Source organism: Halomonas salipaludis (assembly GCF_002286975.1).
Lineage (GTDB): Bacteria > Pseudomonadota > Gammaproteobacteria > Pseudomonadales > Halomonadaceae > Franzmannia > Franzmannia salipaludis.
Genome location: NZ_NSKB01000006.1, coordinates 90,582 through 112,311, shown reverse-complemented (window position 1 = coordinate 112,311; position 21,730 = coordinate 90,582). Strand labels below are relative to the sequence as shown.

Genomic DNA, 21,730 nt, shown 5'->3' with positions numbered 1-21,730 from the left:
GTACCCACCAGCGAGGAGAGATCGCATGCGTTTCATGATCATCGTCAAGGCCAGCCAGGAGAGCGAGGCCGGCGCCATGCCGGAGGACAGCATGGTTGCCGCCATGGCCGAGTTCCACGAGCAGCTGGCCAACGCCGGCGCCCTGCTCGACGCCTCGGGCCTGCAGCCCAGCGCCAAGGGCTGGCGCATCGAGTACCGAGACGGCGAGCAGCTGCTCACCGACGGCCCCTTCAGCGAGGCCAAGGAGCTGATTGCCGGCTACACCCTGATCAAGGTCGCCTCACGCGAGGAGGCGCTGGAGTGGACGCGGCGCTTCCCCAATCCCGGCGGCCCAGGGGGCAACGCCGAGATCGAGGTGCGCCAGCTGTTCGAACTGGAAGATTTCGCGCCCGGCGAAGGGATACAGCGCTTCCGGGCGCTAGGCACGGTTTAACCCGCCACCTCACCCGGTACCCTGACCCAGCCCTCCATCAGCACCCGGGCGCTGCGGCTCATGGTGACCTGCTCGACCTGCCAGTCGTCTCCCGCCCGGCTCGCCTTGGCGCCGACCCGCAGCGTGCCCGAGGGATGGCCGAAGCACACCGAATCGCGCTCGGCGCCGCCAGCGGCCAGGTTGACCAGGGTGCCGGGGATCGCCGCGGCGGCGGCGATGGCCACCGCCGCGGTGCCCATCATGGCGTGGTGCAGCTTGCCCATCGAGAGCGCCCGCACCAGCAGGTCGATCTCTTCGGCCGCCACCTGCCGGCCGCTGGAGGCCGTATAGCCCGACGGCGGTGCCACGAAGGCCACCTTAGGCGTGTGCTGGCGGCTACCCGCCTCACTGACGTCCTTGATCAGGCCCATGCGCAGCGCGCCGTGGGCGCGCAGCGTCTCGAAGCGCAACAGTGCCGCCGGGTCGCCGTTGATCGCCTCCTGCAGCTCGGTGCCGGTGTAACCGAGATCGGCGGCGTTGACGAAGATGGTCGGAATGCCGGCGTTGATCAGGGTCGCCTTGAGGCGTCCGCCCGCCACCACCTCGGCGGGCACCTCCAGCTCATCGACCAGGTTGCCGGTGGGGAACAGCGCGCCCTCGCCGTCGGCGGGGTTCATGAAGGCCACCGGCACTTCCGCCGCCGGGAAGGTCACCCCGTCGAGTTCGAAGTCGCCGGTCTCCTGCACCTGGCCGTTGGTGATCGGCACCCGCGAGACGATGGTCTTCTCGATATTGGCCTGCCAGATGCGCACCTCTACCACTCCGTCGGCGGGAATCCGCGCCGGGTCGACCAGGCCGTTGGCGATGGCGAACGGCCCCACCGCGGCGGAGAGGTTGCCGCAGTTGCCGCTCCAGTCGACGAACGGCGTGTCGATGGAGACCTGGCCGAACAGGTAATCGACATCGTGATCGGGGCTCGCGCTCGGCGACAGGATCACCGCCTTGCTGGTGCTGGAGGTCGCCCCGCCCATGCCGTCGACCTGCTTTTGATACGGGTCGGGGCTGCCCAGCACCCGCAGCAGCAGTGCATCGCGGGCCGGCCCGGGCACCTGGGCCGCGGGTGGCAGGTCGGCGAGGCGGAAGAACACCCCCTTGCTGGTGCCGCCGCGCATATAGGTCGCGGCAATGCGGATCTGCGGCGTATGGCTCATGCGCTGGCCCCCGCGCTGGATTCGAGGAAGTCCTGGGCGAAGCGCTGCAGCACGCCGCCGGCGGTGTAGATGGTCAGCTCCTCCTCGGTGTCCAGGCGGCAGATCACCGGCACCCGCAGACTCTCGCCGCTGGCACGCTGGATCACCAGGGTCAGCGTCGCCTGTGGCGCCGCCGAGCCCTCGACGTCATACACCTCGGTGCCGTCGAGTTCGAGGGTGTGGCGGGTGGTGCCCGGCTCGAACTGCAGCGGCATCACGCCCATGCCGACCAGGTTAGTGCGGTGGATGCGCTCGAAACCCTCGGCGACGATCGCCTCCACGCCAGCCAGCGCCACGCCCTTGGCCGCCCAGTCCCGCGACGAACCCTGGCCGTAGTCGGCGCCGGCGATGATGATCAACGGCTGCCTGCGCGCCATGTAGGTCTCGATGGCCTCCCACATGCGCGTCACCTTGCCCTCTGGCTCGATCCGCGCCAGCGAGCCCTGGCGCACCTTGCCCGCGGCGTCGCGCACCATCTCGTTGAACAGCTTGGGGTTGGCCAGGGTGGCGCGCTGGGCGGTGAGGTGGTCGCCGCGGTGGGTGGCGTAGGAATTGAAGTCCTCCTCCGGCACACCCATCTTGTCCAGGTACTCCCCCGCCGCGCTATCGAGCTGGATGGCATTCGACGGCGACAGGTGGTCGGTGGTGATGTTGTCGGGCAGGATCGCCAGCGGGCGCATGCCCTTGAGGCTGCGCTCGGCGGACATCTTGCCCTCCCAATAGGGCGGACGGCGGATGTAGGTGCTCTGCGGACGCCAGGCGTAGAGCGGCTCGGTCCTGGCCGCCGCGCTCTTGTCCAGGTCGAACATCGGGATATAGGTCTGGCGGAACTGCTCCGGCTTGACCGCGCGCTTGACGATGGCGTCGATCTCGGCGTCGTCGGGCCAGATATCCTTGAGCGTCACCGGATTGCCGTCGGCGTCGACGCCCAGGGCGTCCTTCTCGATATCGAAGCGGATGGTACCGGCGATGGCGTAGGCCACCACCAGCGGCGGCGAGGCCAGGAAGGCCTGCTTGGCATAGGGATGAATGCGGCCGTCGAAGTTGCGGTTACCCGACAGCACCGCCACCGAGTAGAGGTCGCGCTCGACGATCTCCTGCTGGATGACCGGGTCCAGCGCGCCGGACATGCCGTTGCAAGTGGTGCAGGCATAACCCACCACGCCGAAGCCCAGATTCTCCAGCTCGCCCATCAGATCGGCCTCTTCGAGGTACATCTTGACCGTCTTGGAGCCCGGCGCCAGCGACGACTTCACCCACGGCTTGCGGATCAGGCCAAGGCGATTGGCGTTGCGCGCGATCAGCCCCGCCGCCACCATGTTGCGCGGGTTGGAGGTGTTGGTGCAGCTGGTGATGGCGGCGATGATCACCGCGCCATCCGGCAGCTTGCCGGCCTGCTCCTCGGCGCGGGCGGCGTCGAGCCCCACCGCCACACCGCGCTTGGCGAGTTCGCTGGTAGGCAGGTGGGCGTGGGGATTGGAGGGCCCGGCCAGGGTACGGGTCACGCTGGAGAGATCGAAGCGCAGCACGCGCTCGTACTCGACCTCGGCGAGGCTATCGGCCCACAGCCCGGTGTGCCTGGCGTAGGTCTCGACCAGCGCCACCTGCTCGTCGTCGCGGCCGGTGAGCCGCAGGTAATCGATGGTCTGGTCGTCGATGTAGAACATCGCCGCGGTGGCGCCATACTCCGGGGTCATGTTGGAGATGGTGGCGCGGTCGCCGATACTCAGTGCCTCTGCACCCTCGCCGTAGAACTCCAGGTAGGCCCCCACCACCCGCTCGCGGCGCAGGAACTCGGTGATCGCCAGCACCATGTCGGTGCCGGTCACGCCGGGCTGCAGCTTGCCGCTCAGCTCCACGCCGACGATGTCCGGCAGGCGCATCATCGAGGCGCGGCCGAGCATCACGCTCTCCGCCTCCAGGCCGCCTACCCCCACCGAGATCACCCCCAGGGCGTCGGTCATCGGCGTGTGGCTGTCGGTGCCCACGCAGGTATCCGGAAAGGCGACCCGCTGGCCGCTGGCATCGGGCTGGACCTGCACCACTGGCGACATCTTCTCCAGGTTGATCTGGTGCATGATGCCATTGCCGGGCGGGATCACGTCGACGTTCTCGAACGCGGTCTTGGTCCAGTTGATGAAGTGGAAGCGGTCGTCATTGCGGCGATCCTCCACCTGGCGGTTCTTGTCGAAGGCGTCCGCCTCGAAGCCGGCGTGCTCCACCGCCAGCGAGTGGTCGACGATCAGCTGGGTGGGCACCACCGGGTTGACCTTGGCCGGGTCGCCGCCCTGCTCGGCAATCGCGTCGCGCAGGCCGGCCAGGTCCACCAGCGCAGTCTGGCCAAGGATGTCGTGACACACCACCCGCGCCGGGTACCAGGGGAAGTCGAGGTCGCGCTTGCGCTCGATCAGCTGGCGCAGCGCATCGCTGAGCAGCGCCGGGTCGCAGCGTCGTACCAGCTGCTCGGCCAGCACCCGCGAGGTGTAGGGCAGCCCGGCGTAGGCGCCGGGGGCGAGGTCCTCGACCGCGGCCCGCGCATCGAAGTAGTCGAGCTCGGTGCCGGGAAGCGGCTTGCGGTAGTCGGTATTCATGGTCTCACCCCGTGGTCAGTGGGCTCAGTCACGCTGCTCGATAGGCAGCCAGCCGCGGGCGTCCGGTCCCACATAGTCAGCGCTTGGGCGAATGATGCGATTGTTGTCGCGCTGCTCGAAGACGTGGGCGCACCAGCCGGTGACCCGCGAGCAGACGAAGATCGGCGTGAACAGCTTGGTCGGGATATCCATGAAGTGATAGGCGCTGGCGTGGAAGAAGTCGGCGTTGCAGAACAGCTTCTTCTCGCGCCACATCACCGCCTCTACCCGCTCCGAGACCGGGTAGAGCACGCTGTCGCCGACGTCGTCCGCCAACCGCTTGGACCATTTCTTGATGATCGCGTTGCGCGGGTCGGACTCGCGGTAGATGGCGTGACCGAAGCCCATGATCTTCTCTTTACGCTCGAGCATGCCGAGAATCTCGCGCTCGGCCTCGTCGGCGGAGCGCCAGTGCTCGATCATCGCCATCGCCGCCTCGTTGGCGCCGCCGTGCAGCGGGCCGCGCAGGGAGCCGATGGCGCCGGTCACGCAGGAGTGCATGTCGGAGAGCGTCGAGGCGCACACCCGCGCAGTAAAGGTCGAGGCGTTGAACTCGTGCTCGGCATAGAGGATCAGCGACACGCTCATCACCTGGGCGTGCAGCTCGCTGGGCACCGCGTCGCGCAGCAGGTGCAGGAAGTGGCCGCCCACCGAATCGTCGTCGGTCTCGGTATCGATGCGCACGCCGTCGTGGGAGTAGCGGTACCAGTAGCAGATGATCGACGGCAGCACCGCCAGCAGGCGGTCGGCGGCGTCCTGCTGCTCGTCGAAGCGCTCCTCGGTCTCGAGGTTGCCGAGCATCGAGGCACCGGTGCGCATCACGTCCATCGGGTGGGCATCGGCGGAAATCTGCTCGAGCACCGCGCGCAGCGGCGCCGGCAGGCCGCGCAGGCCCTTGATCTTGGTGATGTAGGCGTCGAGCTCGGCCTGGGTGGGCAGCTTGCCCTTGAGCAGCAGGTAGGCGACCTCTTCGAAGCGCGCCTTGTCGGCCAGCTCGGCGATATCGTAGCCGCGGTAGGTCAGCCCCGAACCGCTCTGGCCCACGGTGCACAGCGCCGTGCTGCCAGCGCTCTGGCCACGCAAGCCGGCGCCTGGTGTTGGTTTATCTGCCATGACGTGTCTCCTTCTCCCAAGCCGCACGGGCCGGTGAATATTGGATATTGTTATGGGGTATGCGTTGCCGTTACATGCTGCGCAAACTAGGCCTTGTTCTCCTGCACGAATAGCGCATCCAGCTTGCGCTCGAAGTCGTGGTAATTGAGGAAGTCGTAGAGCTCGTCGCGGGTCTGCATCAGCTCGACCACGTCGCGCTGGTGGCCGTTGGCGTGGATGCTCTGGTAGACCTTGAGCGCCGCGGCGTTCATGGCGCGGAACGCCGAGAGCGGATAGAGCACCATCTGGCAGCCCACCTCGGAGAGCTCCTGCTGGGTGAACAGCGGTGTGGCGCCGAACTCGGTGATATTGGCCAGGATCGGTGCATCGACCCGCTCGCAGAACGCCTGGTAGTCGTCGAGGCTGTGCACTGCCTCGGCGAAGATCGCATCGGCGCCGGCCTCGACGCAGGCATTGGCACGCTCGATGGCGGCATCCAGCCCCTCCATCTGAAAGGCGTCGGTGCGCGCAATGAGGAAGAACTCCGGGTCGATGCGCGCGTCGGCGGCGGCCTTGATGCGATCGACCATCTCCGCCTGGCTGACGATCGCCTTGTTGGGGCGATGCCCGCAGCGTTTCTGGGCCACCTGGTCCTCGAGGTGCACGGCGGCCACCCCGGCGCGCTGCATCTCCTTGACCGTACGCGAGATATTGAAGGCACCGCCCCAGCCGGTGTCGATATCCACCAGCAGCGGCAGCTCGCTGGCGCCGGTGATGCGGTGGGCGTCTTCGACCACGTCGTTCATGGTGGTCATGCCCAGGTCGGGCAGGCCGAAGGAGGCGTTGGCCACCCCGCCGCCGGAGAGGTAGATCGCCTGGTGCCCGACCCGCTCGGCCATCAGCGCGGTATAGGCGTTGATGGTGCCGACGATGGGCAGTGGCTGGTTGGCGTTGAGCGCGGCGCGAAAGCGGGCACCGGGAGTGGCATGGCTCATGGGGCTCTCCTTGTAAGGTGGCGGTGTAATGACAGTGGTTACGACGCCGGCTGGCCGGCTTCCTGCTCGAGCACCGCGGCGTAGCGCTCGGCGACGTTGGCCCGCGAGGCGCTGACGTGGCGGCGCATCAGCAGCTCGGCGAGCTCGGCGTCGCCGCTCTCAATGGCGTCGACGATGCGGTGGTGCTCGACGAAGGCGCGCTGCGGCCGCGAGCCGCTGGCACTGAACTGGGTTCGGTAGAGGCGCACCAGGTAGTAGAGGTCGTCGCAGAGGATCGTCATCAGCATGCGATTGTGGCTGCCCTGGACGATGCGATAGTGAAAGTCCAGATCGCCCTCGCGCTGGAAGTAGGCTTCGCCGCGCTTGAGGTCGGCCTGGCGCTCGTGCAGCGCCAGCACCTCGCGCAGCCCGGCGATCTCCTCGGCGGTCATGTGCTCGGCGGCAAGCCTGGCGGCCATGCTCTCCAGCGCCTCGCGCACGTCGAACAGCTCGAGCAGTTCCTTCATCGACAGCTTGACCACCCGCGCGCCGACGTGGGGCACCCGCTCGATCAGGCGGTGCACCTCGAGGCGGCGCATCGCCTCGCGCAGCGGTCCACGGGAGATGCCGTAGGTCTTGGACAGGCCCGGCTCGGTGATCTTGGCGCCCGGCGCCAGGTCACCGCGCACGATGGCCTCCTGCAGCTGGTTGAAGACCCGCTCGGCAAGGGTGCGGACTTCTGGCGTATTCAGTTCTGGTGTGGCTTGATTCATGATTAATTGTCGACAATTGGGATCTAAAGGCACTCTACCCAGCCGTCGCCGAGGAATCAAGCACCGGCTACGCTGCATGGCCTACGCCTTTGGGCGTAGGGCCCGACCGTCACGCTGTCTACCCACCAAGACATTGTCAACAATGATGCTATTTTAGCATAAGCCGTTGATAGGCCGTCGCCTACGCCTCCACGGCAGATGAGACAAACGCCGGGGCGACGCCTAGAATGAGGCGCTCGTTGAGGAAAGTGCCGCGCATGACATCACCACTCGAGATCACCGCCCTGCCCTATCAGCCCGACCCGTTGGGCTATTTTGCCGCCCTGCGCCAGCAGCCTGGCGCGGTGCTGCTCGATAGCGGCCGCCCCCATGGCCCCGGCGGCCGCTACGACATCCTCAGCGCGCGCCCCCTCGAGACCCTCGAGATCGACACCCGCGGCCAGGCCCGCGACGCCCAGGGCAAGCCCCTGCCGGGCACGCCCATCGAGGCGCAGAAGGCGCTGTTGGCCAGCCTCAGGTGCGACCCGCCCGACAGCGAGCTGCCGTTCCTCGGCGGCTTGATCGGTTTCTGGAGCTACGACTTCGGCCGCTGCCTGGAACCGCTCGACGGCGCCGCCCGCAGCGCCACCGCCCTGCCCTGGAGCCGCGTCGGCCTCTACGACTGGGCGTTGATCCAGGACCACCAGCGCCAGCAGAGCTGGCTGGTGGCCAGCGCCGCGCGCCGCGCCGAGGTCGAACAGTGGCTGGCCGCAGCGGCGCCAGAGGGCGCGCCGTTCAAGATCACCGCGCCGTTCGCCGCCGAGCTCGACCGCGACGGCTACGGCCAGCGCTTCCGCCGCGTGAAGGACTACATCCAGGCCGGCGACTGCTACCAGATCAACCTCGCCCAGCGCTTCAGCGCGCCCTACCACGGCGACCTGTGGCAGGCCTACCTGCGCCTGCGCCGAGCCACCCCCACGCCCTTCGCCGGCTACCTGGCGTGGGACGACAAGGCGGTGCTGTCGCTGTCGCCGGAGCGCTTCCTGCAGGCCCACCACGGCCAAGTCGAGGCGCGGCCAATCAAGGGCACCCGCCCGCGCGGCGCCACGCCGGAGGAGGATCACCGCCTGGCCGAGGCGCTGCTGACCAGCGAAAAGGACCGCGCCGAGAACGTGATGATCGTCGACCTGCTGCGCAACGACCTGGGCCGGGTGTGCCGCCCCGGCAGCGTACGGGTACCACAGCTATGCGGCCTGGAGAGTTACGCCAACGTCCACCACCTGGTCAGCAGCGTGCGCGGCGAGCTGGCCACGCGGCGCTCGACCCTCGACCTGCTGGCGGCCTCGTTCCCCGGCGGCTCGATCACCGGCGCACCCAAGGTGCGCGCCATGCAGATCATCGACGAGCTCGAGCCCAGCCGGCGCAGCGCCTACTGCGGCAGCCTCGGCTACGTCGACCAGCGCGGCCACATGGATACCTCGATTGCTATCCGCACCGTAGTGGCCGATGCCGGCCAGCTACACCTGTGGGGCGGCGGCGGCCTGGTCGCCGACTCCGACGAAGAGGCCGAGTACCACGAGACCCTGGACAAGATCCGCCATCTGCTGGGTGCCCTGGACCACGACAGCGCCGCGCATTGACACCAGCGCCGCCCCTTAGCACGTTCTGCACTAACAGGGCAGCCACAAACTTGCTTTTCGCTATATAACGACCTAACCAAACGATATTGGGGCGTTGCCCACCGCCTTTGGTAATCTGGCGCCATACACCAGAGCGGCGGTTCTCCGCCTATGGAAGCGCTTTACACATCGTGCGGCGTTTCCCTTCAGGAGCCAGGTAATGGAACTCGATATCGACAGCATCAACCAGCAGTACGGCAACGACCCCGAGGCCCTCACCCGCTGGGCACTTAGCCTCGGCAAGCGCGCCATCTGCACCACCAACTTCCGCCCCTTCGAAGCGGTGATCCTGCATATGGTCACCCAGGTACAGCCCGACATCCCGGTGGTGTGGATGGACAGCGGCTACAACACCGAGGCCACCTATCGCTTCGTCGACGAGGTCGTCAAGCGCCTCGGCCTCAACCTGATCACCTACCACCCGCAGCGCTCCCGCGCCCATCGTGAAGCCCTGGAAGGCGACTTTCCCGGCATCGACGACCCGCGCCACGCCGCCTTCACCGAAGAGGTCAAGCTCGAGCCCTTCCAGCGCGCGCTACGCGAGATGGCTCCCGAGGTGTGGTTTACCGCGCTACGCGCCGAAGACACCGCCGAGCGCGCCCGCATGCAGCCGGTCTCGCGCAACGCCGACGGCCTGATCAAGGTCGCCCCGGTGCTGCACTGGACCGCGAAGGAGATGTACCAGTACCTGCAGCAGCACGACCTGCCCAACAACTTCGACTACTTCGACCCCACCAAGGTGGAAGAGAAAAGAGAGTGCGGGTTGCACCTCCAGCACTGACACCATCGTCCAGTTAAACGAAAGGCCCGCCCGGTAGAACACTACCGGCCGGGCCTTTTGCTGTTGTCGGATGCGCGTTTAGCGCGTCGGCAGCTCGACTTTCTCGAATAGCTCCTGCTCATGGCGCGGGCCGGCGGCCAGCGCGGCATCCACGCTGTCGCGGTCGAGGTGGGCGGCGAAGCCCTGCACGAAGTCGTACATATAGCCGCGCATGAAGGTGCCACGGCGAATGGCGATCTTGGTGGTGGAGCTGGCGAACAGATGGCTGGCATCCAGCGCCACCAGGTCGCTGTCGGCCTCCGGGTCCACCGCCATGTGCGCGACGATGCCCACCCCCATCTTGAGCCGCACATAGGTCTTGATCACATCGGCATCGGCGGCGGTGAGTACCACGTTGGGAGTCAGGCCGCGGGCCTTGAAGGCGTCGTCGAGCTGCGAGCGGCCGGTGAAGCCGAACACATAGGTGACTAGCGGATACTCGGCCAGCGCCTCCAGGGTCAGCGTCTCGACATCCGCCAGCGGATGCCCCTGGGGCACCAGCACGCAGCGGTTCCAGCGGTAGCACGGCAGCAGCACCAGGTCGTTGAACAGCTCCAGCGCCTCGGTGCAGATGGCGAAGTCGGCATGCCCCTCGCTGACCATCTGGGCGATCTGCTTGGGTGTGCCCTGCTGCATGTGCAGCGCCACGTCGGGGTACTTGTGGGTGAAGTCGTGAATCACCGGCGGCAGTGCATAGCGCGCCTGGGTATGGGTGGTGGCAATAGAGAGGCTGCCGCGGCGCTCGTCGCTGTGCTCCTGGGCCACCTGCTTGATGTTCTCAGCGGTACGCAGCACCTGGCCGGCCAGCTCGATGATCGCCTCCCCGGCCGGGGTCACTCGGGTCAGGTGCTTGCCGCTACGGGCAAAGATCTCCACCCCCAACTCGTCCTCGAGCAGGCGGATCTGCTTGGAAATCCCCGGCTGCGAGGTGTACAGGCTCTGGGCGGTGGCGGATACGTTGAGGTTGTGGCGCGTGACTTCCCAGATATAGCGCAGCTGCTGCAGTTTCATCCCCGAAACCTCTTGCTGTTGGGCCGGCCGCAAAAATCGGCCGCCTAATACGACAAGGCAATAAGCCTGAATTTATAAATTACTTTATAGCATATAAAGCCAGGTGCCGTAACGGCGCGGGATCCGCCTCGCTGGCACCTTCCGATAGCTCCCCGCTATCATCGGTATTGGCCAGGCGATATTTGCCAGCAACGCAGGCTGCCGCTAACATCGGTCAGCTAACCTTGCGAAAGCACGCTCGACAAAGCGCAAAGCAACTGGAGATTCACATGGCTAATAACGTCGATGTCACCACTGCCAACTTCGAGCAGGAGGTCCTCAAGGCCGACAAGCCTGTCCTGCTGAAGTTCTGGGCACCCTGGTGCGGCCCCTGCAAGATGATGGCGCCCGTGGTCGATGAAGTCGCCGATGAGCGCGCAGATAACCTCAAGGTCGTCAGCGTCAACGTCGACGATGCCCCGGAAATCGCCGCCGAGCACGGCGTGCGTGGCGTGCCCACCGTGATGCTGTTCAAGTCCGGCGCCAAGGTCGCCTCACTGGTTGGCGCGCAGTCAAAGTCTCAGCTCGCGCAGTTCATCGAGCAGAACGCCTGATCGCAGCGACGCCATGTCGCTATTCGGCGCCCCGATGATCCTCATCATCGGGGCGCCGTCGTTTGAGGCGCACCCGCCCCGGCAAAATCTCGTCGCCCGCCGCCTTCTTCTCCGCCCCCGGCCCCAGCAGCCGTGCGATCCAGCGCGTGTCCGGGTGGCTATCGAGGGCGATCTTGAGGGTCATGGTCAGCAGCACCGAGAGCAGCATGCCCACCGTGCCGAGTATCCAGCCCCACACCACCAATGATAGAAACGCCACGAAGGTCGACAGCCCCAGCGCGCGGCCCATCACCCGCGGCTCGACCAGGTTGCCCATCACGAAGTTGATCGCCAGATAGCAGAGTGCCAGCACCACCGCCGAGCCCCAGCCGGCGTCCGGCGACACCAGCAGCAACAGTACCGGCGGAATCGCCGCCAGCGCCGAGCCGATGTTGGGAATGAAGTTGAGGCCAAAGGCCAGCGTGCCCCACAGCAGTGGAAAGCCCACCCCCACCACCACGCAGGCGATCCATACCAGCACACCGGTGACCAGGCTGATCACGGTCTTCACCGCCAGGTAGCGTTTCAGGGTCAGGCTGAATTCGCTGAGCCGGCGCAGGCTCGGCGCCGGGTCGAGCAGCGCCTGGGTCACCTTGTCACGAAAATTGAGCGTCTCGAACAGCATGAACACCACCAGCAGCCCGACGATCACGCTCTGAACCAGCAGGTTGCCCAGGTGGCCGAGGAAGGTCGGCACCATCTGGGTGGCATTGACATCATCGAACCACTCGGCGAACTGCTCGGGCCGCACCGACATACCGCGGCTGGCCAGCCAGTTGAGCAGCTCATAGTAGTAGGCGTAGGCCTGCTCCTCGATTCCCGGCAGCGCGGCGATGAAGGTGCTGAAGGTATTGGCCAGCAGCAGCATCAGCAGCAGCAGGAAAGAGCCGATCACCAGCAGGGTCACGCAGACCGACTTGCGCAGGCTCAGGCCAAGGCGGTTGAGCCACTGCACCGGTGCGGTACACACCACGGCGATGAATAGCGACAGCAGCAGCGGCACCAGCAGGTCGGCGCCAGCCTTCATCCCGCCGATGATCACCACCAGCGCGGCCAGCGCCAGGGTCAGGTTGAGCGGGATGGTACGGGTATGCTGATTCGAGTCGGGATCCATGAGCCTTCCTGGCGTTATAATTGTCCTTCATGATGGCCGCAGTTGCACGCCGAGACAAATCCGCCGCGCCGCTGCCATCCTGATTGGGGAAACACCGTGCAGACACGCACCGTCCGGGAACCGCTCCCCCGCAGCGCGCTCGAAGCCACACACACTACCTGCAAGGAGGCCACACCATGACACTCAACCGTTCTCGCCTGGGTTTGCCGCTGGCACTGCTGCTCGCCGCCAGCCTCAGTGCCCCGCTGGCGATAGCCGACATGCCCCGTCCCCAGGAGTCACGCCTCAGCGTCCAGGCCCAGTCCAGCGTCGAGGTAACCCCCGACAAGGCCAGCCTCAGCGCGCGGCTGTGGGAGCGCACCCCGGCGGTAGCCGCCGGTGACGACCAGCAGACCGACCCCGACGCCCTGCGCGAGGCCCGCGAGCGCCTCGAGGAGCGCACCGGCGAGCTGATCCGCACCCTGGAAGAGGCCGGCCTGGAGCGCGACGCCATCAGCGCCGGCTCACTCAACGTGCGGCCCGACCATATCAATGCGCCGCGCCAGCAGGATGGCGAGCGCGAGACCCTGGTGCGCACCCAGCTCGAGCGGCCGATCACCCTGACCATCGACGACCTCGAGCAGCTGCCGGTGATCCTCGATGCCCTCACCGAGGCCGGCGTCAACGCGCTGGACGGCGTGCAGTACGACCTTCACGACCGCGACGCCGCCACCGACCGCGCCCTGACCCAGGCGCTGGAGAAGGCCCGCCATAAGGCACAGCTGATGGCCGACACCCTGGAGGTGAGCCTGGGCAGCGTGACCAGTGTGAGTGAGGTGCAGTCGCCGGTGTTCATGCCGCGCATGATGGCGATGCGCGCCGACGCCATGGAGAGCCAGGGCGCCGGCGCCGAATACCGCCCCGGCACCATCGCCATCGACGCCGAGGTCAGCGTTAGCTGGGAAATTCAGGACTGAAGAAGCAAGAGCGAAGAAGGAAGAGGGAAGAATCGCTAACCCCACCATCGGTGGGGTTAGCGCGTATGGAACGTCTTACGCGTTAATCACTTCGACGCCACCCATATAAGGCCGCAGCGCGGCGGGGATGGCGATCGAGCCATCGGCCTGCTGGTGGTTCTCCATCACCGCCAGCAGGCAGCGGCCCACCGCCAGGCCGGAGCCGTTGAGGGTATGCAGCAGCTGCGGCTTCTTCTGCTCCGGGTGGCGGAAACGCGCCTGCATGCGCCGCGCCTGGAAGTCCTCGCAGTTGGAGACCGAGGAGATCTCGCGGTAGGTCTCCTGGCTGGGCAGCCACACTTCCAGGTCGTAGGTCTTGGCGGCGCCGAAGCCCATGTCGCCGGTGCACAGCGTCACCACCCGGTAGGGCAGCTCGAGCTTCTGCAGGATCGCCTCTGCATGGCCGCGCATCTCCTCCAGGGCGTCGTAGCTGGTGGCCGGATCGACCAGCTGCACCATCTCCACCTTGTCGAACTGGTGCTGGCGGATCATGCCGCGGGTATCGCGGCCGTGGGAGCCCGCCTCGCTACGAAAGCACGGTGTGTGCGCGGTGAGCTTCATCGGCAGCGCCTTGGCGTCGAGGATCTCGTCGCGGGCGAAGTTGGTCAGCGGCACCTCGGCAGTGGGGATCAGGTGGAAGCCGCGCTCGTCGTCGAGCTTGAACAGATCCTCGCCGAACTTGGGCAGCTGGCCGGTGCCGGTTAGCGACGCCTCGTTGACCATGTAGGGCACGTAGCACTCTTCATAGCCGTGCTCGAGGGTCTGGACGTCGAGCATGAACTGGGTCAGCGCGCGGTGCAGGCGGGCGATCTCGCCGCGCATCACCGCGAAGCGCGAGCCGGTCAGCTTGGCCGCCAGCTCGAAGTCGAGGTTGGCGCACTTGGCGCCCAGGTCGACGTGATCGAGCACCTCGAAGTCGAAGGTCCGCGGCGTGCCCCAGCGGTGCAGCTCGACGTTCTCCTCCTCGCTCTCGCCTTGCGGCACGCTCTCATGGGGCAAGTTGGGCAGCCCCACCACTGCCGCATCCCACTCGGCCTGCACCTCGACCAGGCGCGCCTTGGCAGCGTCCAGGCGCTCGCCCAGGTCGCTGACTTCATCGAGCAGCGGCTGGATGTCCTCACCTGCGGCCTTGGCCTTGCCGATCGCCTTGGAGCGCGTGTTGCGCTCGTTCTGCAGGGTCTCGGTCTCGGTCTGGATCTCGCGACGCCGGGATTCCAGCGCCTCGAGTCGCGCGGTATCGAGGGTAAAGCCACGCGTGGCCAATCGTTGGGCAACCTGTTCGAGGTCACCACGCAGCAGTTTCGGATCGAGCATGGAATCCTGTCCGTCGCAATTCGGTGGTGGGTAATTACCAATCAGGCGCTTATTGTAGGGAAAAGGCACAAGGGGCGCCACGCACAGCGGCCAGCTCCCGGTATCAGGCTGTGATTACCTCCCCCCTTCAACGTTGCCAAATCCTGGCGACGCCCTATCATCATTGTCCCATGTCGACCCCCGGAAGCCAGATGCCCGACACGCGACCACACTGCCCTCTCTCCACGAGCAGCACCCCATGAATATGCGCAACTGGGGCATTGCTGCGTTCACCGGCCTGGCACTGCTGGTGTTGGCAGGGCTCTGGTTGATCTGGCAGTGGCAGTACACCCAAGCGATGCAAGATGCCGAGCGCCATGCCCAGAATCGACTGGCGCTCTACAGCAGCAGTCTTGAGGGAGCGCTGGAGCGCTTCGCCTACCTCCCGAGGCTGCTCGGCCGGCAACCGCTGGTACAGGCCGCGCTGATGGATGATGTCGGTATCTTCGCCGACCAAGTCAACGCTCACTTGGCGGAGGTGGCCGAACGCTCGGGTGCCGAGGCGATTTTCCTGATGGATGCCCAGGGGGTAACCGTGGCAGCCAGCAACCACGCCACGGACGATAGTTTCCTCGGCCACCACTACGCCTTCCGGCCCTATTTTCGCGATGCCATGAGCAGCGGCCAGGGCGAGTTCTACGCCATCGGCAGCACCACTGGCCGCCCCGGCTACTTCATCTCCGCCGCGGTGGAAGGCGGCAACGACGGGCGCCCCCAGGGCGTGCTGGCACTCAAGGTTTCACTGGAGAATCTTCAAGAGAGCTGGCGTCAGGCTGGCGAGAAGGTACTGCTTTCCGACGCCAATGGCGTGGTCATCCTGTCGAGCCGTCCAGACTGGCGCTATCACCGCTTGGGTGAGCTATCCACCCAGGCGCGTGAGGAGATCCATGAGCAGCGGCAGTTCATGGATCACCCGCTACCTGCCCTTGGTGAGCGACTTCGCGACGGCTCGCTCAAGACGGGTAACCAGGGGCACGCCGAGCGTTTTCTGAACATGTCCCTCGACCAAGCCACCCTAGGCTGGACCATGCACTACCTGGTACCAGTACGCCCCCTCTATGTGAGCGCACGCAATGCCCTGCTGGCCGCCGCCGGCTCCACGCTGGCCTTGCTACTGCTGGGGCTATGGCTGCGTGAGCGCCAGAAACGCCAACGGCTGCGCGACCGCGAGGCGCGTATCATCCACGAGGCCAACGAACGCCTCGAAGCCCGCGTGACAGAGCGCACCCGCGAGCTCCAGGAGGCTCAGACCGAACTGGTCCAGGCCGGTAAGCTGGCCGCCCTGGGCACCATGGCGGCCGGCATCGCCCACGAGCTCAACCAGCCTCTGCTGGGGATTCATACCTATGCCGCCAACGGCGAGCGGCTGCTCGCCCGCGGCCGGGGCGATGCGGCCGAGGAGAATTTTCAGCGTATCCAGGCGCTTTGCGAGCGCCTCGGCACCCTGATCCGCCAACTCAAGCTGTTCGCTCGCAAGGGCGGTGCCCGAGAGCCCGTGGATCTCATGGCTCGGCTGGGTTTCGTTCTCGAGTTGCTCGACGAGCGCATCAAGCAGCAGGGCGTCACGCTTCGGATATCATCCCCCGAGACCACGTCAGGTGCCATTCCATGGGTAGCAGGTGATGAGGTGCGCATCGAGCAGCTGCTGACCAATTTACTGCGCAATGCCCTGGACGCCCTGCGCAACGTCGCGTCGCCTATGCTGACCATCACGGTCGAGGTATCGGCCGCACGCTTGGTGCTCACTATCACCGACAATGGGCCTGGCATCGACACTACCGCACTCGAGAAGCTCTTCGATCCTTTCTACACCACCAAAGCGGTCGGCGACGGTCTCGGCCTGGGGCTATTCATCAGCTACGGCATCGTCCAGGATCTCGGCGGTCGCATCACCGCCGGCAATCGCCAAGCGGGTGGCGCCTGGTTCCAGGTAGAACTGTTGACCTTGGAAGGAGACACCGGCCATGAGCGATGAGCTGGCACCCATACCGTCCCTGCCAATCTGGCTGGTCGACGACGACCCCGTCGTGCGTGAATCCCTGAGCCAGTGGCTGGAGGTCTCGGAGCTCGAAGTGCGAACCTTCGCTCGTGCTCAGGCAGCACTCGACGCATTACAGGCCAACGCGGCCTGCGGTGTGCTGGTCAGCGATGTCAGGATGCCGGGCATGGACGGGTTGGCACTACTCGATGCAGTGCAAAGACTCGACGCGCCACCCCCGGTGGTGCTGATCACCGGGCATGGCGATGTGCCCATGGCGGTGGCGGCAATGCAAGCCGGGGCCTGGGATTTCGTCGAGAAGCCCTTCGCTCCGGAGCGCCTCGAAGAGTGTATACGCCGTGGCTTGGAGCGCCGCCGCCTGGCGCTGGAGAACAGCCGCCTGCGCCAGGCGCTTCGTGAAGGCGGTCTGGCCACTCGGCTGCTCGGCCAGGCACCAGCCATCGTGCGCTTGCGCGAACAGCTGATGAACCTGGCGCCGGTTCGAGCCAATATACTGGTGCTTGGCGAAACCGGCAGTGGTAAGGAGGTTGTCGCGCGCTGCCTGCACGACAACGGCCCGGGGCAGGATACCGCCTTCGTGGCACTCAACTGCGGCGCCATGGCCTCGGAGCTGATCGAGTCGGAACTGTTCGGCCACGAGAAGGGCGCCTTCACCGGCGCTCTGGAGCACCGCATCGGCAAACTGGAGTACGCCAGCGGTGGCACTCTGTTCCTCGACGAAGTCGAATCCCTGCCGCTGGCCGCCCAGGTCAAGTTGTTGCGCGCCCTCCAAGAGGGTGAGATCACCCGCCTGGGCAGCAACGAGGTACGCCCTATCGACCTGCGCGTGGTGGCAGCGACCAAGGTCGATCTGCAGGCGCTAGCCAGTGAAGGGCAGTTCCGGGAAGACCTCTACTATCGGCTGGCCATTGCCGAACTGACCATTCCTCCCCTGCGTGAGCGGCGCGAAGATATCGCCCTGCTGTTCCAGCACTTCTGCCGCCAGGCCGCCGAGGTCCACGACCGCCCCCTGCGACACAGCGACAGCGAGTTGCTGCGCGCCCTGGAGCAACACTCATGGCCGGGGAATTTGCGCGAGTTGCGCAACGCCGCCACCCGCTACGTGCTCGGCCTCGACATACCCTGCCTCGCGACGAGCGATTCGGCGCAGCAAGATTCCCTCGCCGCCCTGGTGACCACCTTCGAGGCAGCGCTGCTACGCGCCGCCCTGAGTCGTCATTCCGGCAACATTCAGGCTGTGATGGAGGAGTTGGACCTCCCGCGCCGCACCCTCAACCAGAAGATGCAGAAGTATGGGTTGCGTCGTGAGGCCTTCCTCGGCAAAGACGCCCCCTCCTGACGTCTTGCTCCTGCCCCCATCATCGGCAAGAACTTGCCGATGATGCCCGATGACGTCGGCAAGAACTCGCCGATCCAGGCTCGTCGCGGCTAGCCTCACTCGCTGCTTCCGAGCATTAATCGATTGATAAAGAAAGATAAACCTCCGATTGGCAAGGTTATCGCTACGTCGAGACGCCACATAACCATAACCATCCGACGTCGATACGGAGACTTCCATGCAAAAACGCCAGTTCCTCAAGTCCGCTCTCGGCCTTGCCACCGCTGCTGCCCTTGGCTTTACAACCATTAGCGCCAGCGCCAACGACGAAGGCGGTCAGTACATCATGGGCACAGCCACCACCGGCGGCACCTTCTACCCGGTCGGCGTGGCCCTCTCGACCCTGGTACGGGTCAAGCTGGAGCCGACCCACAACATCACGGTGGCGGCCATCAGCTCCGCCGGATCCGCCGAGAACCTGCGCCTGATGGACGACGACCAGGCCCAGTTCGGCATTCTCCAAGCCCTCTATGGCGCCTGGGCCTGGCACGGCGAGGGGCCAGTACCCAAGGCCTACGACAATGTTCGCTCGGTCTCCATGCTGTGGCAGAACGTCGAGCACTTCGTAATACGCAGCAACCTCATCGAGACGGGCACGATCGACGATCTGGACCAGCTCTACGGTCGCGGCTTCTCCATCGGCGCCCGTAACTCCGGTACCGAAGGGTCCGGTCGGCAAATTCTTGCCGGTCTTGGGATCGACCCGGAGCAGATGGATCTGGCCTATCTCGGCTATGGGCCCAGCGCAGATTCCATGCAGAACGGCAATATCGCCGGCATGAACATCCCCGCCGGCGCTCCCGCCTCAGCGGTGACCAGCGCCTTCGCCAATATGGGCAGCGATATTTCCATTCTGAATGTCACGGAAGAACAGCTCGAGCGCATCAATAGAGAGTACCCGGTCTGGTCTGCGTTCGAGATCGCTGCCGACACCTACCCCGGCCAGGACCAAGCGGTAAGCACCATCGCCCAGCCCAACATCCTGGTGGTCAATGCCGATGTGCCCGAAGAGCACGTCTACCAGATCACCAAGGCGATGTTCGAGAACCTGCCGTTCCTTCACAACATCCACCCGGCGACCCGCGACATGGCCCTGGAGAGTGCCCTGAATGGCCTGCCCATGCCGCTGCACCCCGGGGCGGCCCGCTACTTCCAGGAGCAAGGGCTGGAGATACCCGAGCATCTGCTCGAGGGCTAAGCAAGAACGGTGAAGTGAGCCTCTGAAGGGGCGGCCGGGGACAAGCCGAAGAGAAGGTCTTTTTCCAGGGAAGGAAAAAGTAGCGCCCAGGGAGGGGTTCACAGCGCCTTCTCGGAGGCTTGTCACCGGCAACAGCCCCGTACCGATGAAGGCCTGTATCCGGCAAAGCCTAGTGACACTGCCGGTCGAGGTTCGACGGTCCAGCCCTCCCATCCATACCTGTCCTGCGAGAACGCCCATGAACACAACGCCCTCCCCCGAGGTGCGCGACGAAGCCGCAAGCGAAGCCTCCGAGCGCCTCGATCACTCCTGGCTCGGCCAGGTGCTGTTCGCCCTGGCCATCGTCGTGGCCCTGTCGCACCTCTACTTCAACACCTTGAGCACCCTCTCCGAGATATGGATCAGTGCCCTGCACTTCGGCATGTTCGGCCTGCTCTGCGCCCTCTCGGTGCCGATGCTCAAGGCACGTACTGCCGGCGGCCAGCGTCTGGTACTGGCGGTAGATATTCTGCTCGGCCTGGCGGCGCTGGGCTGCGCCTTCTACCTGATCGGCTTCGAGGACGCCCTCTACGCCCGTGGCGTACGCTTCTCCACCGCCGACTGGGTCGTTTCCATCGTCGCCCTGGCCCTGATCCTGGAGTTCGCCCGTCGCACCACCGGCTGGTTCATTCCAGTACTGTGTCTGGTGGCGTTGACCTACGTGGCCTGGTGGGGAAGCCTCGTGAGCGGCGTGTTCGGCTTCCCGGGCCTCAACTGGGAGACGGTGCTGTTCCGTAGCTACCTGGGCGGCGACGGCATGCTGGGCTCCATCGCCCGCATCTCCTGGTCCTATGTGTTCATGTTCATCCTGTTCGGTGCCTTCCTGGTCCGCTCCGGCGCTGGCGACTTCATCATTCAACTGGCACGCTGCGCCGCCGGACGCTTCATCGGCGGCCCCGGCTTCGTGGCGGTGTTCGCCTCGGGCCTGATGGGCTCGGTCTCCGGTTCCAGCGTGGCCAACACCGTCTCCACCGGGGTGATCACCATCCCACTGATGCGCAAGGCCGGCTTTCCACCGCGCTTCGCCGCCGGCGTCGAGGCCGCGGCCTCCACCGGGGGCCAGCTGATGCCGCCGGTAATGGGCGCCGGCGCCTTCATCATGGCCTCCTACACCCAGGTCTCCTACCTCACCATAATCGGCGTGGCAGCCCTGCCAGCGCTGCTCTACTTCCTCTCGGTAGCGATGTTCGTGCGCATCGAGGCCAAACGCAGCAACGCCCAGCACATCGAAGCCGAGGAGGCGCCGCGCTTCCTCGACGTGCTCAAAGGCGGCTGGCATTTCCTGTTGCCGCTAGTGGTACTAGTGGCATCGCTGATCTATGGCTATACCCCTACCTACGCGGCAGGCATTGCCATTCTGTCCGTAGTAGTGGCCTCGTGGCTTTCGACGTCACCCATGACCCCCAAGGCGATTCTCGAAGCCCTGGTACTCGGCAGCCGTAATATGGTGACCACCGCCATCCTGCTACTCACCGTGGGCTTGATCGTCAACGTGGTCTCCACCACCGGCATCGGCAACACCTTCTCGCTGATGATCACCGACTGGGCTGGCGGCAGCCTGCTGATCACCATGGTACTGATCGCCATCGCCTCCCTGGTGCTGGGCATGGGGCTGCCGGTCACCGCCGCCTATATCGTCTTGGGCACCCTCTCCGCCCCGGCGCTATATGGCCTGATGGCTCACGGCCAACTGCTGGAACTGCTGATGACCGGCGACCTGCCCGAGCAGGCCAGGGCAATCTTCATGCTGGCCGCCCCGGAGCACCTCGAGGCGTTGAACGCGCCCATGGATGCTGCCAGTGCCCGTGAGCTGCTCGCCGTGGTGCCAGACGACTTCCGCAGCCAGCTCTATGAACAGGCCCTGTCGCCACACACCCTGACCATGCTACTGGTGGCAGCGCATATGGTGATCTTCTGGCTCTCCCAGGACTCCAACGTCACCCCACCTGTGTGCCTCACTGCCTTCGCCGCCGCGGCCATCGCCAAGACGCCACCCATGCGCACCGGCTTCACCGCCTGGAAGATCGCCAAGGGGCTCTACATCATTCCCTTGCTGTTCGTCTGGTCGCCCATGATCACCGGCACGCCACTGGAGATGCTCAAGGTGTTTGCCTTCGCGCTGTTCGGCATTTACGCCATCATCGCCGGGTTGGAGGGTTACCTGGAGCACGAGTTGCCATGGTGGCTGCGCCTGGCGATGTTCCCGATCGGCACCCTGATGCTCTGGCCCCACGGACTGCTGGTGCTGGACGCCTTGGGCATGGCGCTGTTCCTGGGCATTCTGACCTGGAGCTCTCGCAAGGGCCGAGTGACAGGACACCTCCAAGGAGCCACGGCAGCCTCTTGAGGCCCAGCCGTAGAGTCCTGCATGTTGTCGCGGCCGCTCGGCCGCGATGGCGTGG

17 protein-coding genes are annotated in these 21,730 nt (G+C 65.8%); 9 read left to right on the top strand and 8 right to left on the bottom strand.

All coding sequences use genetic code 11. The features are described 5' to 3' along the window. The first annotated feature begins 25 nt into the window (after positions 1 to 25). Positions 26 to 433: a YciI family protein gene (locus CK498_RS16115; RefSeq protein ID WP_095621881.1), complete on the top strand. Its 408-nt coding sequence runs from the start codon at positions 26 to 28 to the stop codon at positions 431 to 433. Here CK498_RS16115 and prpF read toward each other — a convergent pair. The 5 genes from prpF to CK498_RS16090 all read right to left on the bottom strand — a co-directional run bounded on the left by prpF (position 430) and on the right by CK498_RS16090 (position 7,131). Continuing rightward, positions 430 to 1,623 carry a 2-methylaconitate cis-trans isomerase PrpF gene (prpF, locus tag CK498_RS16110; RefSeq protein WP_095621880.1) on the bottom strand — a complete coding sequence of 398 codons (1,194 nt, stop codon included), beginning with the start codon at positions 1,621 to 1,623 and terminating at the stop codon, positions 430 to 432. The genes CK498_RS16115 and prpF overlap by 4 nt on opposite strands. Further along, positions 1,620 to 4,253, bottom strand: a complete 2,634-nt coding sequence (gene acnD, locus CK498_RS16105; RefSeq protein ID WP_095621879.1) for a Fe/S-dependent 2-methylisocitrate dehydratase AcnD — start codon at positions 4,251 to 4,253, stop codon at positions 1,620 to 1,622. Before acnD ends, prpF begins: the two co-directional genes overlap by 4 nt. 24 nt (positions 4,254 to 4,277) lie before the next feature. Continuing rightward, a complete protein-coding gene (gene prpC / locus CK498_RS16100) occupies positions 4,278 to 5,405 on the bottom strand; it encodes a bifunctional 2-methylcitrate synthase/citrate synthase (protein ID WP_095621878.1) in 1,128 nt (375 codons plus the stop codon). An 86-nt stretch (positions 5,406 to 5,491) separates the two neighbouring features. After that, entirely contained in the window at positions 5,492 to 6,379 is an 888-nt protein-coding gene (gene prpB / locus CK498_RS16095; protein ID WP_095621877.1) for a methylisocitrate lyase, read from the bottom strand. 38 nt (positions 6,380 to 6,417) lie between these two features. Continuing rightward, on the bottom strand, positions 6,418 to 7,131 hold the full coding sequence (locus CK498_RS16090) for a GntR family transcriptional regulator (RefSeq protein WP_095621876.1): 714 nt from the start codon (positions 7,129 to 7,131) through the stop codon (positions 6,418 to 6,420). Positions 7,132 to 7,388: 257 nt separating this feature from the next. Here CK498_RS16090 and pabB point away from each other — a divergent pair, with 257 nt between their 5' ends. Both pabB and CK498_RS16080 read left to right on the top strand, forming a co-directional pair. Beyond that, positions 7,389 to 8,750, top strand: coding sequence for an aminodeoxychorismate synthase component I (pabB, locus tag CK498_RS16085; protein ID WP_095621875.1), 1,362 nt, complete (start codon positions 7,389 to 7,391; stop codon positions 8,748 to 8,750). Positions 8,751 to 8,949: 199 nt separating this feature from the next. Continuing rightward, on the top strand, positions 8,950 to 9,570 hold the full coding sequence (locus tag CK498_RS16080; protein WP_095621874.1) for a phosphoadenosine phosphosulfate reductase domain-containing protein: 621 nt from the start codon (positions 8,950 to 8,952) through the stop codon (positions 9,568 to 9,570). 78 nt (positions 9,571 to 9,648) lie between these two features. On the opposite strand, the gene cysB is transcribed toward CK498_RS16080, so the two are convergent. Further along, complete coding sequence (cysB, locus tag CK498_RS16075; RefSeq protein WP_095621873.1) at positions 9,649 to 10,620, bottom strand: HTH-type transcriptional regulator CysB; 972 nt, start codon at positions 10,618 to 10,620, stop codon at positions 9,649 to 9,651. A 269-nt stretch (positions 10,621 to 10,889) separates the two neighbouring features. On the opposite strand from cysB, the gene trxA reads away from it, so the two are divergent. Then, positions 10,890 to 11,213 (top strand): thioredoxin, encoded by a 324-nt coding sequence (gene trxA / locus CK498_RS16070; protein WP_095621872.1) that lies wholly within the window; start codon positions 10,890 to 10,892, stop codon positions 11,211 to 11,213. 19 nt (positions 11,214 to 11,232) lie between these two features. On the opposite strand, the gene CK498_RS16065 is transcribed toward trxA, so the two are convergent. Next, a complete protein-coding gene (locus CK498_RS16065; protein WP_095621871.1) occupies positions 11,233 to 12,366 on the bottom strand; it encodes an AI-2E family transporter in 1,134 nt (377 codons plus the stop codon). Positions 12,367 to 12,542: 176 nt separating this feature from the next. Between CK498_RS16065 and CK498_RS16060 the strand changes: the two genes are divergently transcribed. Beyond that, positions 12,543 to 13,322 carry an SIMPL domain-containing protein gene (locus CK498_RS16060; RefSeq protein ID WP_095621870.1) on the top strand — a complete coding sequence of 260 codons (780 nt, stop codon included), beginning with the start codon at positions 12,543 to 12,545 and terminating at the stop codon, positions 13,320 to 13,322. A gap of 75 nt (positions 13,323 to 13,397) precedes the next feature. Here CK498_RS16060 and serS read toward each other — a convergent pair whose 3' ends face one another. Further along, a complete protein-coding gene (gene serS, locus CK498_RS16055; RefSeq protein WP_095621869.1) occupies positions 13,398 to 14,675 on the bottom strand; it encodes a serine--tRNA ligase in 1,278 nt (425 codons plus the stop codon). A gap of 238 nt (positions 14,676 to 14,913) precedes the next feature. On the opposite strand from serS, the gene CK498_RS16050 reads away from it, so the two are divergent. The 4 genes from CK498_RS16050 to CK498_RS16035 all read left to right on the top strand — a co-directional run bounded on the left by CK498_RS16050 (position 14,914) and on the right by CK498_RS16035 (position 21,675). Further along, a complete protein-coding gene (locus CK498_RS16050; protein ID WP_229359116.1) occupies positions 14,914 to 16,689 on the top strand; it encodes a sensor histidine kinase in 1,776 nt (591 codons plus the stop codon). Further along, positions 16,679 to 18,052: a sigma-54-dependent transcriptional regulator gene (locus tag CK498_RS16045; RefSeq protein WP_095621868.1), complete on the top strand. Its 1,374-nt coding sequence runs from the start codon at positions 16,679 to 16,681 to the stop codon at positions 18,050 to 18,052. Before CK498_RS16050 ends, CK498_RS16045 begins: the two co-directional genes overlap by 11 nt. Before the next feature lie 217 nt (positions 18,053 to 18,269). Next, positions 18,270 to 19,289: a TAXI family TRAP transporter solute-binding subunit gene (locus CK498_RS16040; protein ID WP_095621867.1), complete on the top strand. Its 1,020-nt coding sequence runs from the start codon at positions 18,270 to 18,272 to the stop codon at positions 19,287 to 19,289. Between the two features lie 238 nt (positions 19,290 to 19,527). Beyond that, positions 19,528 to 21,675 (top strand): TRAP transporter permease, encoded by a 2,148-nt coding sequence (locus CK498_RS16035; RefSeq protein WP_095621866.1) that lies wholly within the window; start codon positions 19,528 to 19,530, stop codon positions 21,673 to 21,675. Positions 21,676 to 21,730 lie beyond the last annotated feature (55 nt).